Annotated in this window: 16 protein-coding genes and 1 tRNA gene; 10 read left to right on the top strand and 7 right to left on the bottom strand. The window is 71.9% G+C overall.

The genetic code is table 11. The features are described 5' to 3' along the window. The first annotated feature begins 8 nt into the window (after positions 1–8). Together ACYU7L_RS08040 and ACYU7L_RS08035 are read left to right on the top strand one after the other, a co-directional pair. Entirely contained in the window at positions 9–1,688 is a 1,680-nt protein-coding gene (locus tag ACYU7L_RS08040; protein WP_460794839.1) for an ABC transporter permease, read from the top strand. Then, complete coding sequence (locus tag ACYU7L_RS08035) at positions 1,688–2,767, top strand: ABC transporter ATP-binding protein (RefSeq protein ID WP_460794837.1); 1,080 nt, start codon at positions 1,688–1,690, stop codon at positions 2,765–2,767. Before ACYU7L_RS08040 ends, ACYU7L_RS08035 begins: the two co-directional genes overlap by 1 nt. Here the strand turns inward: ACYU7L_RS08035 and ACYU7L_RS08030 are convergent. Then, positions 2,718–5,285, bottom strand: a complete 2,568-nt coding sequence (locus ACYU7L_RS08030) for a non-ribosomal peptide synthetase (RefSeq protein ID WP_460794835.1) — start codon at positions 5,283–5,285, stop codon at positions 2,718–2,720. The genes ACYU7L_RS08035 and ACYU7L_RS08030 overlap by 50 nt on opposite strands. A gap of 148 nt (positions 5,286–5,433) precedes the next feature. Here ACYU7L_RS08030 and ACYU7L_RS08025 point away from each other — a divergent pair, with 148 nt between their 5' ends. The 3 genes from ACYU7L_RS08025 to ACYU7L_RS08015 all read left to right on the top strand — a co-directional run bounded on the left by ACYU7L_RS08025 (position 5,434) and on the right by ACYU7L_RS08015 (position 8,797). Continuing rightward, complete coding sequence (locus ACYU7L_RS08025; protein ID WP_460794833.1) at positions 5,434–5,673, top strand: heavy-metal-associated domain-containing protein; 240 nt, start codon at positions 5,434–5,436, stop codon at positions 5,671–5,673. A 41-nt stretch (positions 5,674–5,714) separates the two neighbouring features. Further along, positions 5,715–6,503: a Crp/Fnr family transcriptional regulator gene (locus ACYU7L_RS08020; protein ID WP_460794831.1), complete on the top strand. Its 789-nt coding sequence runs from the start codon at positions 5,715–5,717 to the stop codon at positions 6,501–6,503. Positions 6,504–6,817: 314 nt separating this feature from the next. Beyond that, complete coding sequence (locus ACYU7L_RS08015) at positions 6,818–8,797, top strand: heavy metal translocating P-type ATPase (protein ID WP_460794829.1); 1,980 nt, start codon at positions 6,818–6,820, stop codon at positions 8,795–8,797. On the opposite strand, the gene ACYU7L_RS08010 is transcribed toward ACYU7L_RS08015, so the two are convergent. Further along, positions 8,763–8,845 (bottom strand) — tRNA-Tyr (locus ACYU7L_RS08010). The genes ACYU7L_RS08015 and ACYU7L_RS08010 overlap by 35 nt on opposite strands. 107 nt (positions 8,846–8,952) lie before the next feature. Here ACYU7L_RS08010 and ACYU7L_RS08005 point away from each other — a divergent pair. Beyond that, positions 8,953–9,444: a YajQ family cyclic di-GMP-binding protein gene (locus ACYU7L_RS08005; protein WP_460794826.1), complete on the top strand. Its 492-nt coding sequence runs from the start codon at positions 8,953–8,955 to the stop codon at positions 9,442–9,444. A 16-nt stretch (positions 9,445–9,460) separates the two neighbouring features. Here ACYU7L_RS08005 and ilvA read toward each other — a convergent pair whose 3' ends face one another. Both ilvA and ACYU7L_RS07995 read right to left on the bottom strand, forming a co-directional pair. Further along, positions 9,461–10,741, bottom strand: coding sequence for a threonine ammonia-lyase IlvA (gene ilvA / locus ACYU7L_RS08000; RefSeq protein ID WP_460794824.1), 1,281 nt, complete (start codon positions 10,739–10,741; stop codon positions 9,461–9,463). Between the two features lie 29 nt (positions 10,742–10,770). Beyond that, complete coding sequence (locus ACYU7L_RS07995) at positions 10,771–11,547, bottom strand: hypothetical protein (protein WP_460794822.1); 777 nt, start codon at positions 11,545–11,547, stop codon at positions 10,771–10,773. Positions 11,548–11,933: 386 nt separating this feature from the next. Between ACYU7L_RS07995 and ACYU7L_RS07990 the strand changes: the two genes are divergently transcribed. Both ACYU7L_RS07990 and ACYU7L_RS07985 read left to right on the top strand, forming a co-directional pair. Then, positions 11,934–13,790, top strand: a complete 1,857-nt coding sequence (locus ACYU7L_RS07990) for a 2-oxoacid:acceptor oxidoreductase subunit alpha (RefSeq protein WP_460796625.1) — start codon at positions 11,934–11,936, stop codon at positions 13,788–13,790. Further along, a complete protein-coding gene (locus ACYU7L_RS07985) occupies positions 13,787–14,878 on the top strand; it encodes a 2-oxoacid:ferredoxin oxidoreductase subunit beta (RefSeq protein ID WP_460794820.1) in 1,092 nt (363 codons plus the stop codon). Before ACYU7L_RS07990 ends, ACYU7L_RS07985 begins: the two co-directional genes overlap by 4 nt. 143 nt (positions 14,879–15,021) lie before the next feature. Here ACYU7L_RS07985 and ACYU7L_RS07980 read toward each other — a convergent pair whose 3' ends face one another. Next, the gene (locus ACYU7L_RS07980; protein WP_460794819.1) at positions 15,022–15,441 is read right to left on the bottom strand and encodes a hypothetical protein; all 420 of its coding nucleotides are present in this window, start codon (positions 15,439–15,441) and stop codon (positions 15,022–15,024) included. Positions 15,442–15,524: 83 nt separating this feature from the next. After that, positions 15,525–16,286 carry a hypothetical protein gene (locus ACYU7L_RS07975; RefSeq protein ID WP_460794818.1) on the bottom strand — a complete coding sequence of 254 codons (762 nt, stop codon included), beginning with the start codon at positions 16,284–16,286 and terminating at the stop codon, positions 15,525–15,527. A gap of 111 nt (positions 16,287–16,397) precedes the next feature. Between ACYU7L_RS07975 and rarD the strand changes: the two genes are divergently transcribed. Both rarD and ACYU7L_RS07965 read left to right on the top strand, forming a co-directional pair. Continuing rightward, positions 16,398–17,306 (top strand): EamA family transporter RarD, encoded by a 909-nt coding sequence (gene rarD, locus ACYU7L_RS07970; RefSeq protein WP_460794816.1) that lies wholly within the window; start codon positions 16,398–16,400, stop codon positions 17,304–17,306. A gap of 192 nt (positions 17,307–17,498) precedes the next feature. Then, positions 17,499–19,526: a PhoX family protein gene (locus tag ACYU7L_RS07965; protein WP_460794814.1), complete on the top strand. Its 2,028-nt coding sequence runs from the start codon at positions 17,499–17,501 to the stop codon at positions 19,524–19,526. Positions 19,527–19,671: 145 nt separating this feature from the next. On the opposite strand, the gene ACYU7L_RS07960 is transcribed toward ACYU7L_RS07965, so the two are convergent. Beyond that, a complete protein-coding gene (locus ACYU7L_RS07960; RefSeq protein ID WP_460796623.1) occupies positions 19,672–20,604 on the bottom strand; it encodes a polyprenyl synthetase family protein in 933 nt (310 codons plus the stop codon). Positions 20,605–20,637 lie beyond the last annotated feature (33 nt).

The raw sequence follows: 20,637 nt of genomic DNA, 5'->3' as shown, positions 1-20,637 counted from the left end.
CCACCCCGGTGAGGCAGGAGCGCCGGCGACGGCTGCCCCGTCCCATCGGGGCCGGACTCCTCGGGAACGGGCGCCCCGGCTGGTCCCTGCTCATCCTGCTGGTCGCGCTGGTCGTCGCCAGCCCGGTGCTGGCGGTCGCCGGCGACGGGCTCGCCCAGGCCGGCTCACCCGACCTGCCGCGCGGCGTGGGCGAGATGGTCGTCACCACGCTGCTGCTGCTGCTCGGCGTCGCGCTCGGCACGCTCGTCCTCGGCGGCGGGCTGGCCTGGCTGGTCACCGCCTACCGCTTCCCGCTGCGCGACGCGCTCACCTGGCTGCTGGTGCTGCCGCTGGCGATGCCGGCGTACGTGCTCGGCTTCGTGCTGCTCTCCACCTTCGACTACGCCGGCCCCGTGCAGACGGGGCTGCGCTCGGTCTTCGGTGACGACGTCTGGTTCCCCGAGGTGCGCTCGCTGCCGGTGGCGATCCTCGTGCTGTCGCTGACGCTCTACCCCTACGTCTACCTGCTGGCCCGCGCCGCTCTCCTCGAGCAGGCCCCCTCGACGTACGACGCGGCGCGCACGCTCGGCGCCTCACGGGCCCGCGCCTTCCGCAAGGTGCTGCTGCCGCTGGCCCGCCCCGCGCTGGCCGCCGGACTCGCGCTGGTGATGATGGAGACGCTCACCGACTTCGCCACCGTGCAGTACTTCAACGTCCGCACGGTCTCCGTCGGTGTCTACCTCGTCTGGAAGGGCAGCTATCAGGTCCACGCCGCCACCCAGCTCGCGGTGCTCGTGCTGCTCTTCGCGGTCGCGGTGCTGGCCGCCGAGCGGCTGCTGCGCGGCGGCGCCCGCTATCACCAGCGCGGCGGGCGCGGGAAGGGCCTCGAGTCACGTCGGCTGACAGGCGCCAAGGCGTGGGGGGCCACCGCCGCGGCGTCGAGCATCCTCGCGATGGGCTTCGGGCTGCCGGTGCTGCGCCTGGTCCTGTGGGCCGCGGAGGTGCTGCGCGACGACCCCGGCACCGTGCTCGACTCCCGCTTCGCCGACTACCTCGTCAACAGCCTCGTGGTCGCCGCGATCACCGCAGCCGCCTGCGTGCTGCTCTCCCTCGGCATGGGCCACGCCCTGCGCCTGGGCGGCGGCCGCGTCGTGCGCACCGCGGCCCAGCTCACGACGTTCGGCTATGCCGTGCCCGGCGCGGTCGTCGGCATCGGCGTGCTGCTGGTCTTCGCCGGCGCCGACCGGATGCTGGTCGCCGTCGGTGTCGAGAACGGCACCGGTCTGCTCGCCACCGGGTCGGTCGTGGGCATCCTCTACTCCTACGTCGTGCGGTTCACGGCGCCGGCCTACCAGGCCGTCGACGCCAGCTTCGCCCGGATCTCGCCGACGATGACGCTCTCCGCGATGAGCCTCGGCGCCGCCCCGCGCCGGGTGCTGTGGCGCGTCCACCTCCCGCTCGTGCGCCCCGGCGTCGCGGTCGCGCTCGTGCTGGTGCTGATCGACGCCGTCAAGGAGCTGCCGCTGGTGCTGCTGCTGCGCCCGTTCGGCTTCACCACCGTCTCGGTCTGGGTCTATGAGCTCGCCTCCGAGAACTTCTGGGCCGAGGCCGCCCTCCCCGCGCTGGTGATCGTCGCGGTCGCGGTCGTCCCCGTCTTCTTCCTCTTCCGTCAGGTCAAGCTCGTCGACCTCAACTCCAAGGTGGGCTGATGACTGCCGCTCTCGTGCTCGACGACGTCACCAAGGCGTACGGCGCGGTGCCCGCCGCGCGCTCGCTGTCCCTGGAGGTGACGACCGGCGAGGTGATCACCGTGATCGGCCCCTCGGGCTGCGGCAAGTCGACGATGCTGCGTCTGGTGGCCGGGCTCGAGCGCCCCGACTCCGGGCGCATCGCGATCGCCGGCACCACCGTCGCCGAGGGCCGGACCTGGCAGCAGCCCGAGCACCGCCGCGTCGGCCTGGTCTTCCAGGACCACGCCCTCTTCCCCCACCTCGACGTCACCCGCAACGTCGCCTTCGGCCTGGACCGGCTCCCCCGCGACCAGCGCCGCGCCCGCGTCGCCGAGGTCCTCGAGATGGTGGGCCTGCCCCACGTCACCGCGCGCTACCCCCACGAGCTCTCCGGCGGCGAGCAGCAGCGCGTCGCCCTGGCCCGGGCCCTCGCGCCCCGGCCCGCCGTCGTACTGCTCGACGAGCCGTTCTCCAGCCTCGACGAGAACCTGCGCGCCCGGGTGCGCGCGGACACCCTGGCGGTGCTGCGCGAGACCGGCAGCACCGCGATCGTCGTCACCCACGACCAGACCGAGGCGCTGTCGATGGGCGACCGGGTCGTGGTGATGCGCGACGGCGTGATCGAGCAGGCCGCCACCCCGCAGCAGGTCTTCGAGTCGCCGAGCTCGCGCTTCGTCGCGTCGTTCATGGGTGAGGCCGACTATCTGCCCGCCCACGTCCACGACGCCCTGCTCACCTGCGAGATCGGCGTCGTCTCGACCGTCCCGGGCTGGGGCGGCACCGACCTCGACGTCGAGGTGGTGCTGCGCCCGCACGAAGTGGCGCTGACGCCCGACCCGCAGTCGAAGGCGACGGTCGTCGCGGTGGAGTATCACGGCGCGTTCGTGCTGCACACGGTCCGTCTCGCGTCCGGGCGCACGCTGCGCTCGTGGCAGCAGCACTCCGTGCGTCACCCGGTCGGCACACCGGTCGCGGTGAGCGTCGTGCCCGGGATCGTCCCGGTGCTGCTCAGCGGCGAGCGCGCCGTGACCGAGCCGCCGGCAGCCGCCCGGACGTGAGGCGCGGTCCGGCGTAGGCCACGGCCTGCGACAGCGCGATGCCGACGGCCAGCGACACCAGGAGCGCGGCCAGCGGGTAGCTGTCCTCGAGGTGCGGGTAGACCTGCCAGTGCGACAGGTAGATGTAGAGCGACGCCGACGCCAGCACCCCCGCGGCACGGGCCACCGGCGCCGGCACCCGCACGCTCGGCAGCCAGAGCACCAGCAGCAGCCCGGCGACGACCACCGCCTCGCGCGCCGGATCCCCGAAGAAGCCCGGGACGGTCACGACCAGCAGCCCCGAGACGACCGCGCGGTGCACGGTCGTGCTGGCCTGGGCACCGGCCCAGCCCAGCGCGAAGAGCCACAGCAGGACGTGGGCGCGGTGGATCTCGTCGCCCCCGCGCAGCACCACGACGTCATAGCGGCTGAGCAGCGCGACCACGCTGACGGCGACCGGCAGCCAGAACGGCCATCGCCGCTCCAGGCGGTGCACGGCGGGTACGGCGAGCAGGGCGGCCAGCGCGGCCAGCGTGTAGACCAACGCCTCCACGAACCAGTAGTGCCACTCCGGCTCCGACCAGGACCGGGGCCCGGCCACCGCGTTGAGGAGGGTCACGGTCTGCCACGGGTAGGCCGAGGTGAGCAGCGTCGCCCCGCCGATCCAGAGCACCGACGGCACGGCGACCCGGGCCGCGCTCGCGAGCACGCGTCGTACGCGCTGGACGCGGGGGGCGTCGGTCAGCTGGAAGCGGGCGAAGTTGAAGCCGGCCAGCCCGAGCAGCAGGTGGGCGCCGCCGGTGAGGACGAAGAGGTTGCCGTGGGTGCCGACGATGGCGAGGATCGCGAGCGCCCGCAGCAGCACGTTGGTCTCGACGGTCCGGCCCCGCCGCGCGCGGCCGGTGGCGGGGGTCAGCTCGCCGATCGGGGTCAGGTGCCAGCCGGCGGGCAGGTGGCCGAGCGCCTCCTCGAGGCGGATCGACATCTCGACGTAGGACAGCGAGTCGCCGCCCAGGGAGACGAAGGAGTCGCCCGGCCCGACCTGCGGGCAGCCGAGGATCTCGGCGTAGAGCGCCTCCAGCGAGGCGGGCGCGCTCGTGGTGACCGGGGCGGCCAGCGCCGCGATCGCGCGATAGTCGGGCTTGCCCGTCGCGAGCCGTGGCACCTCCTCGACCGGCCGGATGCGGACCGCGCCGGGCGGCAGGCCGAGGTCGCGGCGGGCCACGCGGAGCACGGCATCGGTCCGGGCGTCCTGGTCGTCGCCCTCGAGCGCGACGACGAGGGCGCCGTCGCCGTCCGCGCAGTACGCCGTGAGGCCGGCCGCCGCGAGCGCCCGCTCGGCGCGCTCCAGGTCGATGCGCAGCCCCAGCACCTTCGCGAAGCGACTGCGCCGGCCGACGATCTCGAGCAGCCCCTGGTCGTCGAGCCGGGCGACGTCCCCGGTCCGCAGCTCGGTGACGACCCGGCCGAGGGCGAGGTCGCCGGGGCGCTCGGCGTAGCCCAGCATCACGTTGTCGCCGCGGAAGACGAGCTCGCCGGCTCCGTCGGGAGCTCCTGCGAAGCGCTCCAGCCGGAACGAGCCGCCCGGCACCGGCACGCCGATCGCGCCCGGGTGCTCGAGGGCCAGGTCGGGCGGGAGGTAGGCCATCCGGGCGGTCGCCTCGGTCTGGCCGTACATCACGAACAGGTCGAAGCCGCAGCGCTGCCCCAGCCGGGCGTAGCGCTCGACCTGCGCGGGCGCCATCCGGCCGCCGGCCTGGGTGACGTAGCGCAGGCTCGGCAGCTTCATGGCCGCGAAGTCGACGCGGTCGAGCAGGTCGAAGGTGTAGGGCACACCCGCGAACGTCGTGGCGCCCTGCGCCCGGAAGAGGTCCCAGAAGCAGCGGTCGACCACCGACAGCGAGGTCAGCAGCAGACCGGCGCCGCTCAGCAGGTGGCTGTTGATGACCGAGAGCCCGTAGCAGTAGTGCATCGGCAGCGTGGTCGCCGCGAGGTCGCCGTCGCGGATGGCGAGGTAGCTCGCGATCGCCGCGGCGTTGGCCTGCAGGTTGTCGGCGCTGAGCCGGACCAGCTTGGGCGAGCCCGTGCTCCCCGAGGTCGACAGCAGCAGCGCCAGGTCCGGGTGGAGCTCGTGGGCGGTGCCGGCGCGGCGCTCGACGAGCTCGCCGTCGACGGCGAGCACGTCGGGGTCGTAGGCCTCGGTGAGCGCGGCGCGGGCGGCCTCGTCGCCCAGGCCTCCCGGGACCAGGAGCACCGGGTGCCGGCCCGCCAGCGCTCCCAGGTAGGCCACGATCGCGTCGACGTGGTTGCCGCCGCCCACCAGCACCAGGCGGCGGGTCGTGCCCAGCCGCACCGCGAAGTCGTCCACCCGGCCGGCCAGCTCCGCATAGCTGAGCGTGCCCGTGGCGGTGACCAGCGCCGGCCGCTCGCCGTACGACGCGAGGGCGGCGACGAAGGGCACCCCCAAGGTCGCCGGGGCGCTCGCCGGGGCGGTCGTCTCGGGGATGACCGTCTCGGGGGTGGGCAGGGTCAGGGACACCGATGCATCCTATAAGGCAAGCCTTACCTTCGGCGCATTTCGACCGGTGTGCGGTTGTCTGACGCACGTCATGGTCGCTGTGCCCCGCCCGGCCTAGCGTCGAGACGTGGCCGGATCCCCGGTCACAACGCTCGACGGAAGGCCTCCCATGACCAGCCAGCCCCTCGCCACCACCCACACCCTGCTGCGCGCCGAGGGCTTCTCGTGCCCCTCCTGCGTGGGCAAGATCGAGAAGAGCCTCGGTCGCCTCGACGGCGTCGAGGCGGTCACGGTCAGCTTCGCCACGGGCCGGATCGAGGTCGACCACGACCCCCGCCTCACCAACGAGGCGGAGCTCGTCACCGCGGTGGCGAAGGCGGGCTACCGCGCCCGGGTGGCGGCGTACTGATGCTGATCACCCCACTGGGCGTGCTGGCTAGGGTGGGGGGCATGGCCACTGAGCGGCGGACTACCCCGCTGCGGCACGGTTGCGAGGTCCCCCACTCCTGCCCGCGGTCGTTGCGACTCGACGTGCTCGGGCACGCGCCCTACTTCGCCGGGCTCGACCCGGACGAGATCGCGGCCATCGACCGCCGGATGCAGGTGCGCGGCCACGCCGAGGGCGAGACGATCCACCGCGCGGGCGATCCGGCGACCCACCTGTTCATCCTGGCCACGGGCCGGGCCAAGGTGCTGCGCCCGGCGCTAGGCCCGTCGCTGGGCTCGTCGTCGGAGGGCGGCGACGTCCTGGTCGACGTGCTCACGCCCGGTGCGCTCATCGGCTCGGTGTCGGCCCTGGGGCGCTCGTCGTACCCGGACACCGCGCAGGCGCTCACCGTCGCCTGCACGCTCAGCATCGGCGCCGCCGACTTCCGCCGGGTGCTCGCCGACCACCCGGCGGTCGCGCTCGCGGTGCTCGACGACGTCGCGGACCGGCTCGAGCAGGCCCAGCAGTCCGTGCGCCGCCTCTCCGGCGGGACCGTCGAGCAGCGGGTCGCAGCCGCCCTGCTCACGCTGGCCGACAAGCTCGGCGAGCCGCACGGCGACTCCCTCCTCCTGCAGCTCCCGCTCACCCGCGCCGACCTCGCCGCGATGACCGGCACCACCACCGAGTCGGTCAGCCGCACCCTGAGCCGGATGCGCCGCGACGGCCTCGTCGACACCGGCCGGCGCTGGACCGCCATCACCGACCGCGCCGCCCTCACCCGGCTGGCCCGCGGCACCGCCCCCGACGCCTGAGCCCGCCCAGTCCGGTCGTGTGCCCGAGCACGCGCCCCGCCGCGCCGTGAGGCACACGACCCACCAGGCGGGAGAGGTACGGCGAGCACGCGGCCGCGCCCAGCCCGGTCGTGTGCCCCAGCACGCGCCCCACCGCGCCCTCAGGCACACGACCCACTAGACGGGAGAGGGCGCGCGCACCCCCAGGGCCAGGGTGCGATGGCCGTCTTGGGACCGTCTGTGGGCGTTTGACGCGGGTCATGGTGAGGATCGCCGCGTGTTCCTAGCGTGAGTGTCACCTCCCGGACCGGGAGGGCGACCCGAAGGAAGCAGCCATGCGTTCACCCCGTCCCCGCCTCGACCGGAGGTGGGCGGTCCCCGCCCTCTCCGGGATCCTGATCGTCCTCGCCCTGGCCGTCGACCACGGCCCCGGAATGACCCGTCTCGCCGCGGCCTCACTCCCCGACGCCCTCCTGCTCGCCGCGGCCGTCGTGGCCGGCGCGCCGATCGTCCGGTCGGCGGTCCGGGCGAGCCTGGCCCGGGTGGTGGGCATCGACCTGCTGGTCAGCATCGCCGCCATCGGCGCGGTGGTCATCGGCGAGGTTTGGGAGGCCGCGGCGGTGACCTTCCTGTTCGCGATCGGCCACGCCCTCGAGGCGGCCACGCTCAACCGGACCCGCTCGGCGCTGGCCGAGCTGGTCGCGATCACTCCCGACGAGGCCGTGGTGCTGCGCGACGGCGCCCAGGTCGTCGTCCTGGCCGCCGCCGTACGCCTCGGCGAGACGGTCGTGGTCAAGGACGGGGCCCGCGTGCCGGTCGACGGCGAGGTCGTCGGCGGGACAGGTGCCGTCGACGAGGCCTCGATCACCGGCGAGTCGATGCCGGTGGAGAAGGCTCCCGGCGACCGGGTCCACGCCGGCACCGTGTCGCTCGGCGGCCTGCTGCAGGTCCGCGCGACGGGCGTCGGCGCCGACACGACGCTGGCCCGGATCATCCACCGGGTCGAGGACGCCCAGGACGCGCGGGCCGCCACCCAGCAGTTCATGGACCGGTTCTCGGCCTGGTACACCCCCGCGATCATCGCGCTCGCCCTCGTCGTCGGCCTGTCCACCGGCAGCGTCGTGCTCGCCCTCACCCTGCTGGTCATCGGCTGCCCGGGCGCGCTCGTCATCTCGATCCCCGTCGCGATCGTCGCCGGCATCGGCCGGGCCGCGCGCGACGGCATCCTGATCAAGGGCGGCGAGTTCCTGGAGACCTCCGCCCGCATCACCGCCGTCGCGGTCGACAAGACCGGCACCCTCACCTGGGGCCGCCCGCGGGTCACCGACGTCGTCCCGCTCGCACCCGGCACCGACGCCGACACCGTGCTCGAGTGGGCGGCCCGGGCCGAGGCCGGCTCCGAGCACCCGCTCGCGCGCCCGATCCTCGACGCGGCGGTCGAGGCTGGGATCCGCGGCGCCGGGCTGCCCGACCGCGTCGACGCGGTCGCCGGGATGGGCCTCGTCGTCGACGCGGGTCCGCACCGGATCACCGTCGGCACGCTCGCGCTGCAGCACCGGCTCGAGGTCACCGAGGCCGTCGGCACGGATGAGGCCGTCGACCGCCTCGCGGCAGCGGGGCGTACGCCGATGGTCGTCGGGGTCGACGGCGCGGTGATCGGCGTGATCGGGGTCGCCGACGAGGTCCGCGCCGACGCTGCCGAGATGGTCGCCGGTCTCCACCGCACCGGCGTGAGCACGGTCGTCATGCTCACCGGCGACGCGCGCCAGGTCGCCGAGGCCGTCGCTGCCCGGACGGGGATCGACGAGGTGCACGCCGCGCTCCTCCCCGAGGACAAGCTTGCGGTCGTCGCCCGGCTCCAGGCCCAGGGTCACACGGTCGCGATGGTCGGCGACGGGGTCAACGACGCGCCAGCGCTGGCCACCGCCGACATCGGCATCGCGATGGGCGCAGCCGGCTCGGCCGTCGCGATCGAGACCGCCGACATCGCGCTGATGGGAGACAACCTGCTGCGGCTCCCCGAGGCGATCGACCTCGCTCGCCGTACCGTCCGCACGATGCGGCAGAACATCGCCGTCGCCCTGCTGACGGTCACCCTGCTGCTGCTCGGCGTGCTCGTCGGCGGCGTGACGATGGCCGTCGGCATGCTCGTCCACGAGGCGTCGGTGCTCGTCGTGATCCTCAACGCCATGCGGCTGCTTCGTCGTACGACGCACCCGGGGGCCCCGGGAAGGCGAAAGACCCCGAGCCTGCTCTCGCAGGACCGGGGCCTCTCAGATGTGGCAGATGAAGGATTCGAACCTTCGAAGGCATAAGCCGACGGATTTACAGTCCGCTCCCATTGGCCGCTCGGGCAATCTGCCACGCGTCTCCGTGCCGAAAGTTGGCCCGGTGACAGCAAGACGAAAGAATAGCGCAGCACCTCCGACAGACGAAAACCGCCGTCCCCGACGGCACGAAGGAGAAACCCATGGCCGACTCGTCGTTCGACATCGTCAGCAAGCTCGACCGCCAGGAGGTCGACAACGCACTGGGGCAGGCCGCACGCGAGGTCGCCACCCGCTACGACTTCAAGGGCACCGGCGCCAGCATCGAGTGGCAGGGCGAGCACGGCATCGAGATCAGCGCCTCCGCCGACGACCGCGCCACCGCCGTCCTCGACGTCTTCAAGGACAAGCTCATCAAGCGCGGCCAGTCGCTGAAGATCCTCGACGCCGGCGAGCCCCGCCAGTCCGGGCAGGTCTCGAAGATCTCGATCACGCTCAAGGAGGGCATCACCTCCGAGGACGCCAAGAAGATCTCGAAGCTGATCCGCGACGAGGGCCCCAAGGGCGTCAAGGCGCAGATCCAGGGCGACGAGCTGCGCGTCTCGTCCAAGAAGCGCGACGACCTGCAGGCCGTGCAGGCGCTGGTGAAGTCGCAGGACCTCGAGTTCGCGGTCCAGTTCACCAACTACCGCTGAGCCCGATCCGGCAGCACTAGAGCAGGAAGCCGAACAGCGGACTGTCCGGCGGCACCCGCTCGATCCTGGGCGGGGCCGCCTCCATCCGCTCCCACAGGGCGGCGAAGTCAGCCGGGTCGCCGAGCTCGATGCCCACCAGGGCCGGGCCGGTCTCCCGGTTGTTGCGCTTGACGTACTCGAACAGCGCGATGTCGTCGTCCGGACCGAGGACGTCGTCGAGGAAGCGCCGCAGGGCGCCGGGCTCCTGCGGGAAGTCCACGAGGAAGTAGTGCTTGCGGCCCTCGTGGATCAGGGCCCGCTCGACGATCTCGCCGTAGCGGCTGACGTCGTTGTTGCCGCCGCTGATCACGCACAGCACCTCGCTGCCCGGCTCCGGGACGAACGACGAGCCGAGCGCGGCCGTGGCCAGCGCGCCGGCGGGCTCGGCGATGATCCCGTCGGACTGGTAGAGGTCGAGCATCTCCACGCAGACCCCGCCCTCGGGGACCGCGACGACCTCGATACCGCTGTCGCGCACCAGGGCGAACGGCACGTCCCCCACCCGCCGTACGGCCGCTCCGTCGACGAAGGAGTCGACGCTCTCGAGCACCACGGGTCTCCCGGCGGCCAGCGCAGCGGCCATGCTCGCGGCTCCGGAGGGCTCGACGCCCACGATGCGCACGTCGGGGTGTCGCTCGCGCAGCCAGGTGACGGTGCCGGCGAGCAGCCCCCCACCCCCGACGGGCAGGACCACCACGTCCGGCACATGACCCAGCTGCTCGATCGCCTCGACGACCACGGTGCCCTGACCGGCGACGGTCCGCGGGTCGTCGAAGGCCGGCACGAGCGTGGCGCCGGTGGTGGCCGCGAACTCCGCAGCGGCCTCGGCGGCCTCGTCGTAGGTGTCCCCCACGACCCGCACCTCGACCGAGTCCCCGCCCAGGACGGCGATCCGCTCCCGCTTCTGGCGCGGGGTCGTCCGGGGCAGGTGCACGGTGCCGCGCACACCGAGACGCGCACAGGCGAGCGCGAAGCCCTGGGCGTGGTTGCCGGCACTGGCACACACCACGCCCAGGGCTCGCACCTCGGGATCGAGCTGCACGATCAGGTTGTAGGCCCCGCGGACCTTGTAGGACCGGACCACCTGCAGGTCCTCGCGCTTGAGCCAGATCGTGGCCCCCGTGCGCGCCGACAACCTCCGGTTGTGCTGGAGGGGCGTCGCCGCGACGGTCCCCACGAGACGGCCGGCCGCCTCCTCGACGCTGGCTGCGCTGACGAGGGGGGTGACGAGGGGGTGGGTCACGAGGTCGGGGTCCATCTGATCAGGCTAGGCAGCGCTCCCGTGGCTCAGACGACCGGCTCGAAGACGGGCGCGTCGGCCGGGTCCTCGATCGGGTCCTCCGTGGGCTCCTCGACCGGCTCCTCCACAGGCTCCTCGACCGCGAGGAGAGCTGCCTCCACGTCGGCCAGCGCGTCGACAGCGGCGACCAGCTCGGCGCGGACCGCGAAGAGGTCCTCGGTGGGGCTCCACGCGGTGACGGCGAGCGCCAGCTCCACCGCGGCGGCGACCGCGGCCGCGGCCTCGTAGTTGGCGAGTGTGGCGTCGACGTTGCCGACCACGAGCTCGACGTTCGCCTCGACCAGGGCCTGCACCTGCGCGGCCTGGCGCAGCGCGCTCACCGCGTAGTTGTAGTTCGCGGGCCGTACGGCGACGACGTCGGCGCGGAGCGGGGTGAGCTCGCTGAGGCTGGCGGCGGCGGCGACCTCCGCACGCAGCTCCTTCAGGGTGGCGCGGTCGGCCGCGACGTTGGCGACGACGGCGGCGCCGGCCTCGAGCGGGAGCGCGGAGACCCGGTTGACCCGGACCGCCTTGGCGAGGAGCGAGTCACGCACCACGATGGCCGTGGTCAGCTGACGCTTCGCGATGGCGAGCTTGCGGGCGGCCTGGTCGGCCTTCGCGGACTTGCTGGGCTTGCTGGGCTTGCTCGGCTTGCTCGCCTTGGCGGGCTTGACCTTGCTGTGGACGGCATCGCGCGACGGCGCTGCCTGCGCCGGCGCGACGGCGCCGACGGCGACGCCGGCGGCCAGGGCGAGAGCGGCGACGGAACTGATGGTTCGCTTCATCAGGGACTCCATACGGTGTGCGGGGGATGAGCCCGTGCTGCTTACGGGCTCATCCCCCGCCGCATTTCTTGACCGTCCCGGCCCCGATCGACCCACCCCGATCCGAGGGCGTGTCGCAGGTCACGCCCCGCCGACGTCCACCTCGGGAGACGATCTTGGGCTCGCCCGACGCCCCGGTATCGTGGGGGTTCGGCACACCAGGTGCCGGTATCACTCACCGGGAAAACTGGAACACGTTCCAGTCTCTGCCGTACTCTGAGTATGGAACGCCCCTCCGGTGGGGCTCTCGAGCGCGTGTCTCAAGGAAGTAGGTTGCTGCGGTGGCAAAGCAGGTCAAGCAGCTCGACCGGGTCATCATCAGGTTCGCGGGTGACTCCGGTGACGGAATGCAGCTGACCGGTGACCGGTTCACCCAGGAGTCGGCGTCCTTCGGCAACGACCTCGCGACGCTGCCCAACTTCCCCGCCGAGATCCGGGCGCCCCAGGGCACCATCCCGGGCGTCTCGTCGTTCCAGGTGCACTTCGCCGACCACGACATCCTGACCCCCGGCGACGCCCCCGACGTCCTGGTCGCGATGAACCCCGCCGCGCTGAAGGCCAACCTGGCCGACCTGCCCAAGGGCGCGATCATCATCGTCGACACCCACGACTTCACCGGGCGCAACCTGACCAAGGCCGGCTACGCCGAGAACCCCCTCGAGGACGACTCGCTGGCGGAGTTCGCGCTGCACCCGGTCAACCTGACCGGCATGACCGTCGAGGCGGTCAAGGAGTTCGGGCTCTCCCGCAAGGACGCGGCCCGCGCCAAGAACATGTTCGCCCTCGGCCTCGTGTCGTGGATGTACGGCCGCCCCACCGAGACCACCGTGACCTTCCTGGAGAAGCGCTTCGCGAAGGTCCCCGCGATCCGCGACGCCAACATCACGGCGTTCCGCCAGGGGTGGTACTTCGGCGAGACGACCGAGGCGTTCGCGGTCTCCTACGAGATCAAGCCGGCCACGGTCCCGCCGGGCACCTACCGCAACATCACCGGCAACCTGGCGCTCGCCTACGGCCTGGTCGCGGGCAGCGTGCAGTCCGGTCTCCCGCTGCTGCTCGGCACCTACCCGATCACGCCGGCCTCCGACATCCTCCACGAGCTGAGCAAGCACAAGTCGTTCGGCATCACGACGTTCCAGGCCGAGGACGAGATCGCCGGCATCGGTGCCGCGATCGGCGCGTCGTTCGCCGGCCACCTCGGGGTCACGTCCACCTCGGGTCCCGGCGTCGCCCTGAAGTCCGAGGCGCTCGGGCTCGCCGTGATGACCGAGCTGCCCCTGGTGCTGGTCAACGTCCAGCGCGGCGGCCCCTCGACCGGCCTGCCCACCAAGACCGAGCAGTCCGACCTTCTGCAGGCGATGTTCGGCCGCAACGGCGAGTCCCCCGTGCCGGTCGTCGCGCCGCAGTCGCCCGGCGACTGCTTCGACGCCGCGGTCGAGGCCACCCGGATCGCGGTCACCTACCGCACGCCGGTGATCCTGCTCTCCGACGGCATGCTCGCCAACGGCTCCGAGCCCTGGCACGTGCCGGACGTCAGCGAGCTGCCCCGCATCGAGCCCGACTTCGCGACCGCTCGCAACCACTCCTCGACCAACGCCAAGGGCGAGACCGTCGAGGAGTTCTGGCCCTACCTGCGTGACGAGGACACCCTCGCCCGCCCCTGGGCGATCCCCGGCACCGCCGGCCTCGAGCACCGCATCGGCGGTCTGGAGAAGGCCGACGGGCACGGCAACATCTCCTACGACCCGGCCAACCACGACCTGATGGTCCGCACCCGTCAGGCCAAGGTCGACCGGATCGCCGAGTCGCTCCCGCCCCTGGAGGTCGACGACCCCACCGGCAACGCCAAGGTGCTGGTGCTCGGCTGGGGCTCGACCTACGGCCCGATCGGAGCCGGCGTACGACGCGTGCGCCGCGCCGGCTATGACGTCGCTCAGGTCCACCTGCGCCACATCAACCCGTTCCCGAAGGACCTCGGCGAGATCCTCAAGCGCTACGACAAGGTGCTCGTCCCCGAGATGAACCTCGGCCAGCTCAGCCTGCTGCTGCGCGCGAAGTACCTCGTGGACGCCATCGGCTACAACCAGGTCAACGGCATGCCGCTCAAGGCGGCCGTCCTGGCCGAGGTGATCGGCGGCCTGGTCGCCGACGCCGAGGGCATCGAAGTCAACCTGCAGGCCGCGCAGATGGAGGACATCTCATGACCGCCTCGACCGAGCTCCCCTTCCCCGGCCTCCGCTCCGGCACCGAGGGCGTCCCCACCGTCGACGAGGGCCAGACCCAGACCGGCAAGGACTTCACCTCCGACCAGGAGGTCCGCTGGTGCCCCGGCTGCGGCGACTACGCCGTGCTCAAGGCCGTCCAGTCGTTCCTGCCCGACCTGGGCCTGCGCCGCGAGAACATCGTCTTCGTCTCCGGCATCGGCTGCTCCTCGCGCTTCCCCTACTACCTCGACACCTACGGGATGCACTCGATCCACGGCCGCGCGCCGTCGATCGCCACGGGGATCGCCACCGCCCGCGAGGACCTCTCGGTCTGGGTCGTCACCGGCGACGGCGACGCGCTCTCCATCGGCGGCAACCACCTGATCCACGCCCTGCGGCGCAACGTCAACATGACGATCCTGCTGTTCAACAACCGGATCTACGGCCTCACCAAGGGGCAGTACTCCCCGACCTCGGAGGCCGGCAAGGTCACCAAGTCCACCCCGATGGGCTCGCTCGACCACCCGTTCAACCCGGTCTCGCTCGCCCTGGGCGCCGAGGCGAGCTTCGTGGCCCGCACCATCGACTCCGACCGCAAGCACCTCACCGCGGTGCTCTCGGCGGCAGCGGCGCACCGCGGCACGTCGCTGGTCGAGATCTACCAGAACTGCCCGATCTTCAACGACGGCGCGTTCGACGCGATCAAGAACAACGACACCAAGGCCGACGCGATCATCCCCCTCGTGCACGGTGAGCCGATCATCTTCGGCAACGGCGCCAAGGGCCTGATCCGCGACTCCGTCACCGGCGGCGTCAAGGTCGTGATGGTCGCCGACGTCGGCGCCGACGCGATCCTCGTGCACGACGCCCACAACCCGGACCCGACGCTCGCCTTCGCGATCTCGCGGCTCACCGACTCGGGCTACCTCAACCAGTCGCCCATCGGGATCTTCCGCCAGGTCGAGCGCCCGACGTACGACGACCAGGCGCGCGCGCAGGTGCAGGCCGCCTCCGACGCGGTCGAGGGCTCCCCCGCCGACCGGCTCGCCTCGCTGATCGGCGGCGGCGACACCTGGACCGTCGTCTGAGCCGTCCTGGCCCACACCAGGCAGGCAGCGGCTCAGTCAGACAGAACGCACAGAGCGGGCCGCAGACCCTAGGGTCTGCGGCCCGCTCTGCTTGGCTCTCCACGCGTCTCGGGGACGCGGGGTGTGCCGTGCCGGCTGGTTGATCAGCGCCAGTAGAGGAGGACCGGCTTGCTGTAGGACGGGCCCATGGTGCTCGTGGGCTTGATCATCACCCGGTAGCCGGCCTTGCCGCGGCGCGGCACGAAGACGTTGACCTTGTACTTGCTCTTCGCGTTGGTCCTGGTCTTCTTGTAGAACTTGTAGGTGCAGGCGCCGCCGCCGCACTTGCGCTTCTGGACGATGAGGACGCGCTTGGCGTAGCGCGGCTTGACCCCGCCCTTGATGAAGGCCTGGCGGCCTCGGTTGCCGTAGCTGATCGAGATGGTGCGAGCCGCGCGGGCGTCGGGCGCCGCGCTCTCGGCGGCGGTGACCTCCGGAGCGGCGGCACTGGCCGAGGTGCTGAGTGCAGCGGGCGTGAACCCGAGCAGGGCGACTGAGACGACGGCGGTGACGAGACGATTCATCCGCATGAGTTCCCCTGGTTGCGTGAGATGGCTGACGTGACCCGCAGGAGGCTCCCCCTCGTCACCGCCGCTCAAACCCCGAATCAGCGAGTGCGGAAGGTCTCCGCCGTCCGCGAGTAGGACTTGATGTACTGCTTGCTCCCCGGGGTCACGGCCCGGAAGTACCAGCGCTGCCCCACCGAACGGGGTGCCGCGACCTTCTTCGACCAGCGGCTGCGACCGTCCGTGCGGACCTTGGCGTAGCGCTTCCACTTGCAGGTGGCGCAGGTGCGGCGCTCGATGACGACGGCCTTGCGGGCGAACGAGGGGACGATGCGGCCGCGGAAGATCAGCGTGCGCTTGGTGATGGACTCGTTGAAGCGGCGGGCGACGCCCAGGGAGCGGGTGGCGGAGGACGGGGTCAAGGTGTACTCGCCAGAGGTCGAGCCGCTGTAGCTGATCCGGTAGGCCGCGTTCCGCTGAGCGCTCGGCACGAAGCTGAACAGGCCTTCGGGATGAGCAGCGAGGTCGCGGCTGGACACCGTCTTCCAGGCCTTGCTGCCCTTCCAGCTGCGCTGAAGGGTCACCGTGCCCAGGGTGAGGTATCCCCAACTGCCATCGGCGGGATTCTGCGCGAGGACCTGGCCGTCCATGCGGACCGCGGTCTTGTAGAGGGCCTTCTTCGGGACGGCCCCCAGTACCACCTTGGTCGGCACGTTGATGGCTCGCGCCGAGCGCTGGGCCGGCACGGACCACGCCTCGTCAGCCTGCTTCTCAGGGGCCGCAGGCGCAGCCTGGGCAGTGACGGACAGGGGCGCGAGCCCCAGGAGGGCCCCGCTGATCAGGGCGACGAGGTAGCGCTTCATGGGCGGATCTTCTCTCGGTCTCGGGAGCGAACGGGCCGGTCCTTCCCTGGGCAAAGGGGGGACAAACCAACGGATGCGACAGGCCTAGACCGCGACACCTATGCTTCGTCGGTGCCGGATAAGCGTCGAGGTTTCCTGTTCGGTGCTGCAGCCTACGGCTTGTGGGGCGCGTTCCCCCTGTACTGGCCGCTGCTGGAGCCGGCGGGAGCCGTCGAGCTGCTGGCCCACCGGGTGCTCTGGTCGGCCCTCACCATGGGGCTCCTGGTCGTGGTGCTCGGGCGGGGGCGGCACCTCGTCGACCTCCTGCGCCGACCACGCACCCTCGCGCTGCTCACGGTCGCGGCGGTGACCATCTCGGTCAACTGGGGCACCTACATCTGGGGCGTCACCAACGACCGCGTGGTCGAGTCGTCGCTGGGCTACTTCATCAACCCGCTCGTCACGGTGCTGATGGGAGTGCTGATCCTCGATGAGCGCCTGCGCCCGCTGCAGTGGGGCGCGCTAGCCCTGGCGGGTGTGGCGGTCGTCGTGCTGACCCTGGACTACGGCCGCCTGCCCTACGTCGCCCTCGTGCTCGCCTGCTCCTTCGGCGTCTACGGGCTGATGAAGAAGATCGCCAACGCCGGCGCCGTCGAGAGCCTCGCCCTCGAGACCGCCGTCATCACGCCCTTCGCCGCGGCGTACGTCGGATTCCTCGTGGCCACCGGGGCCTCCAACTTCGGCAACCACGGCACGGGGCACGCCCTGCTCCTCACGACCGCCGGCATCGTCACCGCCATCCCCCTCATCTGCTTCGGGGCCGCAGCGACGCGGGTGTCGATGGTGACGCTCGGGCTGTTGCAGTACCTCGCCCCGATCCTGCAGTTCGCGCTCGGCGTGCTGCTGTTCCACGAGCCGATGCCCGCCGGCCGCTGGGTCGGGTTCGGACTCGTCTGGCTGGCGCTCGTGGTGTTCACGATCGAGGCGATCAACCACCGGCGGCGGCAGCTGCGGCTCACCGCCGAGGCCAGCGCCATCTAGCCGCGCCAGGTGAGCCCCCGCCCGTTCATCTGACGGTCACCTCGTCCTCCCGTCGTTCTCACCCGCAGGTCCTACGTTCGGCTCGCCCCTCAGCCCGAACCAGGAAGCCTCCCGATGACGACAGCTCCCGCTCAGCGCCCCCTCCTCCCCCTCACCCCGACCGGCTCCGGACCGCACGGCTCCCGTAGTCACATGACGTGCGCCTTCCGCTGCGGCAACGCCTGCGACCGTCCGATCCCGAACCAGACCGGCCACCCGCACATCCAGGACGAGATCCGCCACGCCCTCGAGCGCCGCGCCGTCCTGCGCGGCGGCGCGGTCGGCGCCGGGCTGGTCCTCGCCGGCGGGCTGGCCGCCTCGGCCGTGTCCCCGGCCGCGGCAGCGGAGACCAGCCTCGCGATGGGCCCCAAGGGCGACAAGGGGCGGAAGAAGCGACCCCACGACAGCCTGGCCAAGCTGCCCTTCGCTCCGGTGGCGCCCAACAAGCGCGACGCGGTCGTCGTACCCTCCGGCTTCCGCAGCGAGGTCGTCATCGGATGGGGCGACCAGGTCACCCAGGACGCGCCGCGCTTCGACGTACGCGGTCAGACGCCGGACAAGGCCCGCCGGCAGTTCGGCTACAACTGCGACTACGTGGGCGTCGTCCCGCTCTCCGGCAAGGGCGACCGGGCCCTGCTCGTGGTCAATCACGAGTACACCGACGAGGCGCTGATGTTCCCGACCGGCGACTACGCCGAGGCGGACATCAAGAAGATCGCGATCGCCAACCACGGCATGTCCGTGGTCGAGATCAAGCGCGGGCGCACGCCCGGCTCGTGGAAGCGCGTCCCGGTGCGCAACACCCGTTACAACCGCCGGCTGCACGACCAGACGACCTTCATGATGACCGGTCCCGCTGCCGGCCACGAGCGACTGCGCACCAGCGCCGACCCGTCCGGCACCAAGGTGCTCGGCACGTTCAACAACTGCGCCGGCGGCCTCACGCCGTGGGGCACGATCCTGTCCGGCGAGGAGAACTTCAACCAGTACTTCGACAAGTCCGGAGACCTGGACGCTCGCTACGCCGAGTCCTACGCCCGCTACGGCGTCTCCGGGACCGGCACGAGGGGCTGGAGCGAGGTGGACGAGCGCTTCGACCTCACCCGGGAGCCGCACGAGCCGTTCCGCTTCGGCTGGGTCGTCGAGGTCGACCCGCTGAACCCGCGCTCGACGCCGCGCAAGCACTCCATGCTCGGCCGGTTCAAGCACGAGGGCGCCAACGTCGCCATCGCCCGCTCCGGGCACGCCGTGGCCTACATGGGCGACGACGAGCGCGGGGACTACGTCTACAAGTTCGTCTCCGCCAAGACCTTCCGCAAGGGCAGCGGCAAGCGGGCGCGGGCGCACAACCTCACGCTGCTCACGACCGGGACCCTCTACGTCGCCCGCTTCACCGGCGACGGCGCGGGAGACGGCGAGTACGACGGCACCGGCGAGTGGCTGCCACTGTGCTCGAACACGAAGTCCTACGTGCCCGGCATGAGCGTGGCGGAGGTCCTGATCGACACCCGGCTCGCGGCCGACAAGCTCACCCCCACGCGGATGGACCGTCCCGAGGACGTCGAGCCCAACCCGGTCAACGGCAAGGTCTACGTCGCGCTCACCAACAACTCCAACCGCGGGACCAAGTTCCCCGTCGACGAGGCCAACCCGCTCGCGACGTCGATGGTCCGCAAGTCGCTGGGCGAGCCGCTCACCGAGGCCACCGGCAACCGCAACGGCTACGTCCTCGAGCTGACGCCGCGCGGCGGCGACCACGCCGGGCGCTCCTTCAGCTGGACGCTGATGCTGGTCTGTGGCGACCCCGAGGCCCAGGAGACCTACTTCGCCGGCTACGACAAGTCCAAGGTCAGCCCGATCAGCTGCCCCGACAACGTCGCCTTCGACTCCGTCGGCAACCTGTGGGTCTCCACCGACGGCAACGCGCTGGGCTCCAACGACGGCATCTTCCGGGTGCCGACCACGGGCCCCGAGCGAGGCCGCGTGCAGCAGTTCCTCACGGTACCGCGCGGCGCCGAGGCCTGCGGCCCGCTCCTGACCGACGACGACCGCTCGCTCTTCGTCGCCGTACAGCACCCGGGCGAGATCGACGGCGCCACCTTCGAGGCCCCGATGAGCACCTGGCCGCACACGAACGACTTCCCGCGCCCGTCGGTCGCGGTGGCGTTCCGGGACCGCTGAGGGCTGTCCGTTTCACGAGTTAACTCGGGAAACGGTCACTTACCACGCGAAGGTTCACGTGGTGAGTGACTGTTTCACGAGGTAACTCGTGAAACGTCGCGCCACTCCAGCCCCACCAGTACGGCGAGCGCCGGGCCGGGCGGGGTCAGGCGGAGCGCTGGGCCACGACGTCGGCGAAGGCCTCGAGGGCGTCGCGCACGGGGCCCTGCGGGAGGACCTCGAGCCGCTTCTTGGCCTCGTTGGCCTGGCCCATGACGTAGTCGCGGGCCTGGGCCATCGCCGGGTGCCGACGGAGCAGCTCGAGCGTCTCCGCGTGGAGCGCGTCGTCGGTGAGGTCGGCGTCGAGCAGCTCGAGCAGCCGGGCGTCGGCCGGGTCCGTCGAGGCCTTGGCCATCAGCACCGGCAGCGTGGGCACACCCTCGCGCAGGTCGGTGCCGGGGGTCTTGCCCGACTCGTCGGACTCGGAGGCGATGTCGAGGATGTCGTCGGACAGCTGGAAGGCGGAGCCGACGATCTCGCCGTACTCTGTCAGCGCGTCCTCCACCTCGGCGGACGCTCCACCGAACTTGGCGCCGTACCGGGCCGAGGTCGCGATCAGCGAGCCGGTCTTGCCGGCCACCACGTCCAGGTAGTGGGCCAGCGGGTCCGCGCCGGGCGCGGGCTGGACCGTCTCCATGATCTGGCCCTCGACCAGGCGCATGAAGGTCTGCGCCTGGATCAGCACGGCCTCCGGCCCGAGGCCAGCGGTGAGCTCGGAGGAGCGGCCGAAGAGGTAGTCGCCGGTCAGGATCGCCACGTGGTTGTCCCACCGCGCGTTCGCCGAGTCGGCGCCGCGCCGCAGCGCCGCCTCGTCCATCACGTCGTCGTGGTAGAGCGACGCCAGGTGGGTCAGCTCGACGACGCACGCCGCCTGCAGCACCTCGTCGCTGTCCGCCCGGTCGCCGGTCTCGGCGGCCAGCAGCACCAGCAGCGGCCGGAACCGCTTGCCGCCGGCGTGCATCAGGTGCCCGGCTGCCTCGCTGACGAAGGTCGCGCGGCTGCGGACATGGCCGTCGAGAGCATCCTCGACCCGCGACATCCGGGCGCGGAGCCGGTCGGCCAGCGCCTCGTC

The organism is Nocardioides pacificus, from assembly GCF_054775955.1.
Note: the sequence above shows the minus strand (reverse complement) of the source record. Positions and strands in the feature narration are given on the sequence as shown.

What these genes read in the sequence shown, in the direction of transcription:
- ACYU7L_RS07995 (WP_460794822.1), bottom strand. Translation starts at nt 11,547, where the DNA reads ATGAAGCGAACCATCAGTTCCGTCGCCGCTCTCGCCCTGGCCGCCGGC.
- ACYU7L_RS07960 (WP_460796623.1), bottom strand. Translation starts at nt 20,604, where the DNA reads ATGTCGCGGGTCGAGGATGCTCTCGACGGCCATGTCCGCAGCCGCGCG.
- ACYU7L_RS08005 (WP_460794826.1), top strand. Translation starts at nt 8,953, where the DNA reads ATGGCCGACTCGTCGTTCGACATCGTCAGCAAGCTCGACCGCCAGGAG.
- ACYU7L_RS07990 (WP_460796625.1), top strand. Translation starts at nt 11,934, where the DNA reads ATGCAGCTGACCGGTGACCGGTTCACCCAGGAGTCGGCGTCCTTCGGC.
- ACYU7L_RS08025 (WP_460794833.1), top strand. Translation starts at nt 5,434, where the DNA reads ATGACCAGCCAGCCCCTCGCCACCACCCACACCCTGCTGCGCGCCGAG.
- ACYU7L_RS08020 (WP_460794831.1), top strand. Translation starts at nt 5,715, where the DNA reads ATGGCCACTGAGCGGCGGACTACCCCGCTGCGGCACGGTTGCGAGGTC.
- ACYU7L_RS08015 (WP_460794829.1), top strand. Translation starts at nt 6,818, where the DNA reads ATGCGTTCACCCCGTCCCCGCCTCGACCGGAGGTGGGCGGTCCCCGCC.
- ACYU7L_RS07980 (WP_460794819.1), bottom strand. Translation starts at nt 15,441, where the DNA reads ATGAATCGTCTCGTCACCGCCGTCGTCTCAGTCGCCCTGCTCGGGTTC.
- ACYU7L_RS07985 (WP_460794820.1), top strand. Translation starts at nt 13,787, where the DNA reads ATGACCGCCTCGACCGAGCTCCCCTTCCCCGGCCTCCGCTCCGGCACC.
- ACYU7L_RS07965 (WP_460794814.1), top strand. Translation starts at nt 17,499, where the DNA reads ATGACGTGCGCCTTCCGCTGCGGCAACGCCTGCGACCGTCCGATCCCG.
- ilvA (WP_460794824.1), bottom strand. Translation starts at nt 10,741, where the DNA reads ATGGACCCCGACCTCGTGACCCACCCCCTCGTCACCCCCCTCGTCAGC.
- ACYU7L_RS08035 (WP_460794837.1), top strand. Translation starts at nt 1,688, where the DNA reads ATGACTGCCGCTCTCGTGCTCGACGACGTCACCAAGGCGTACGGCGCG.
- ACYU7L_RS07975 (WP_460794818.1), bottom strand. Translation starts at nt 16,286, where the DNA reads ATGAAGCGCTACCTCGTCGCCCTGATCAGCGGGGCCCTCCTGGGGCTC.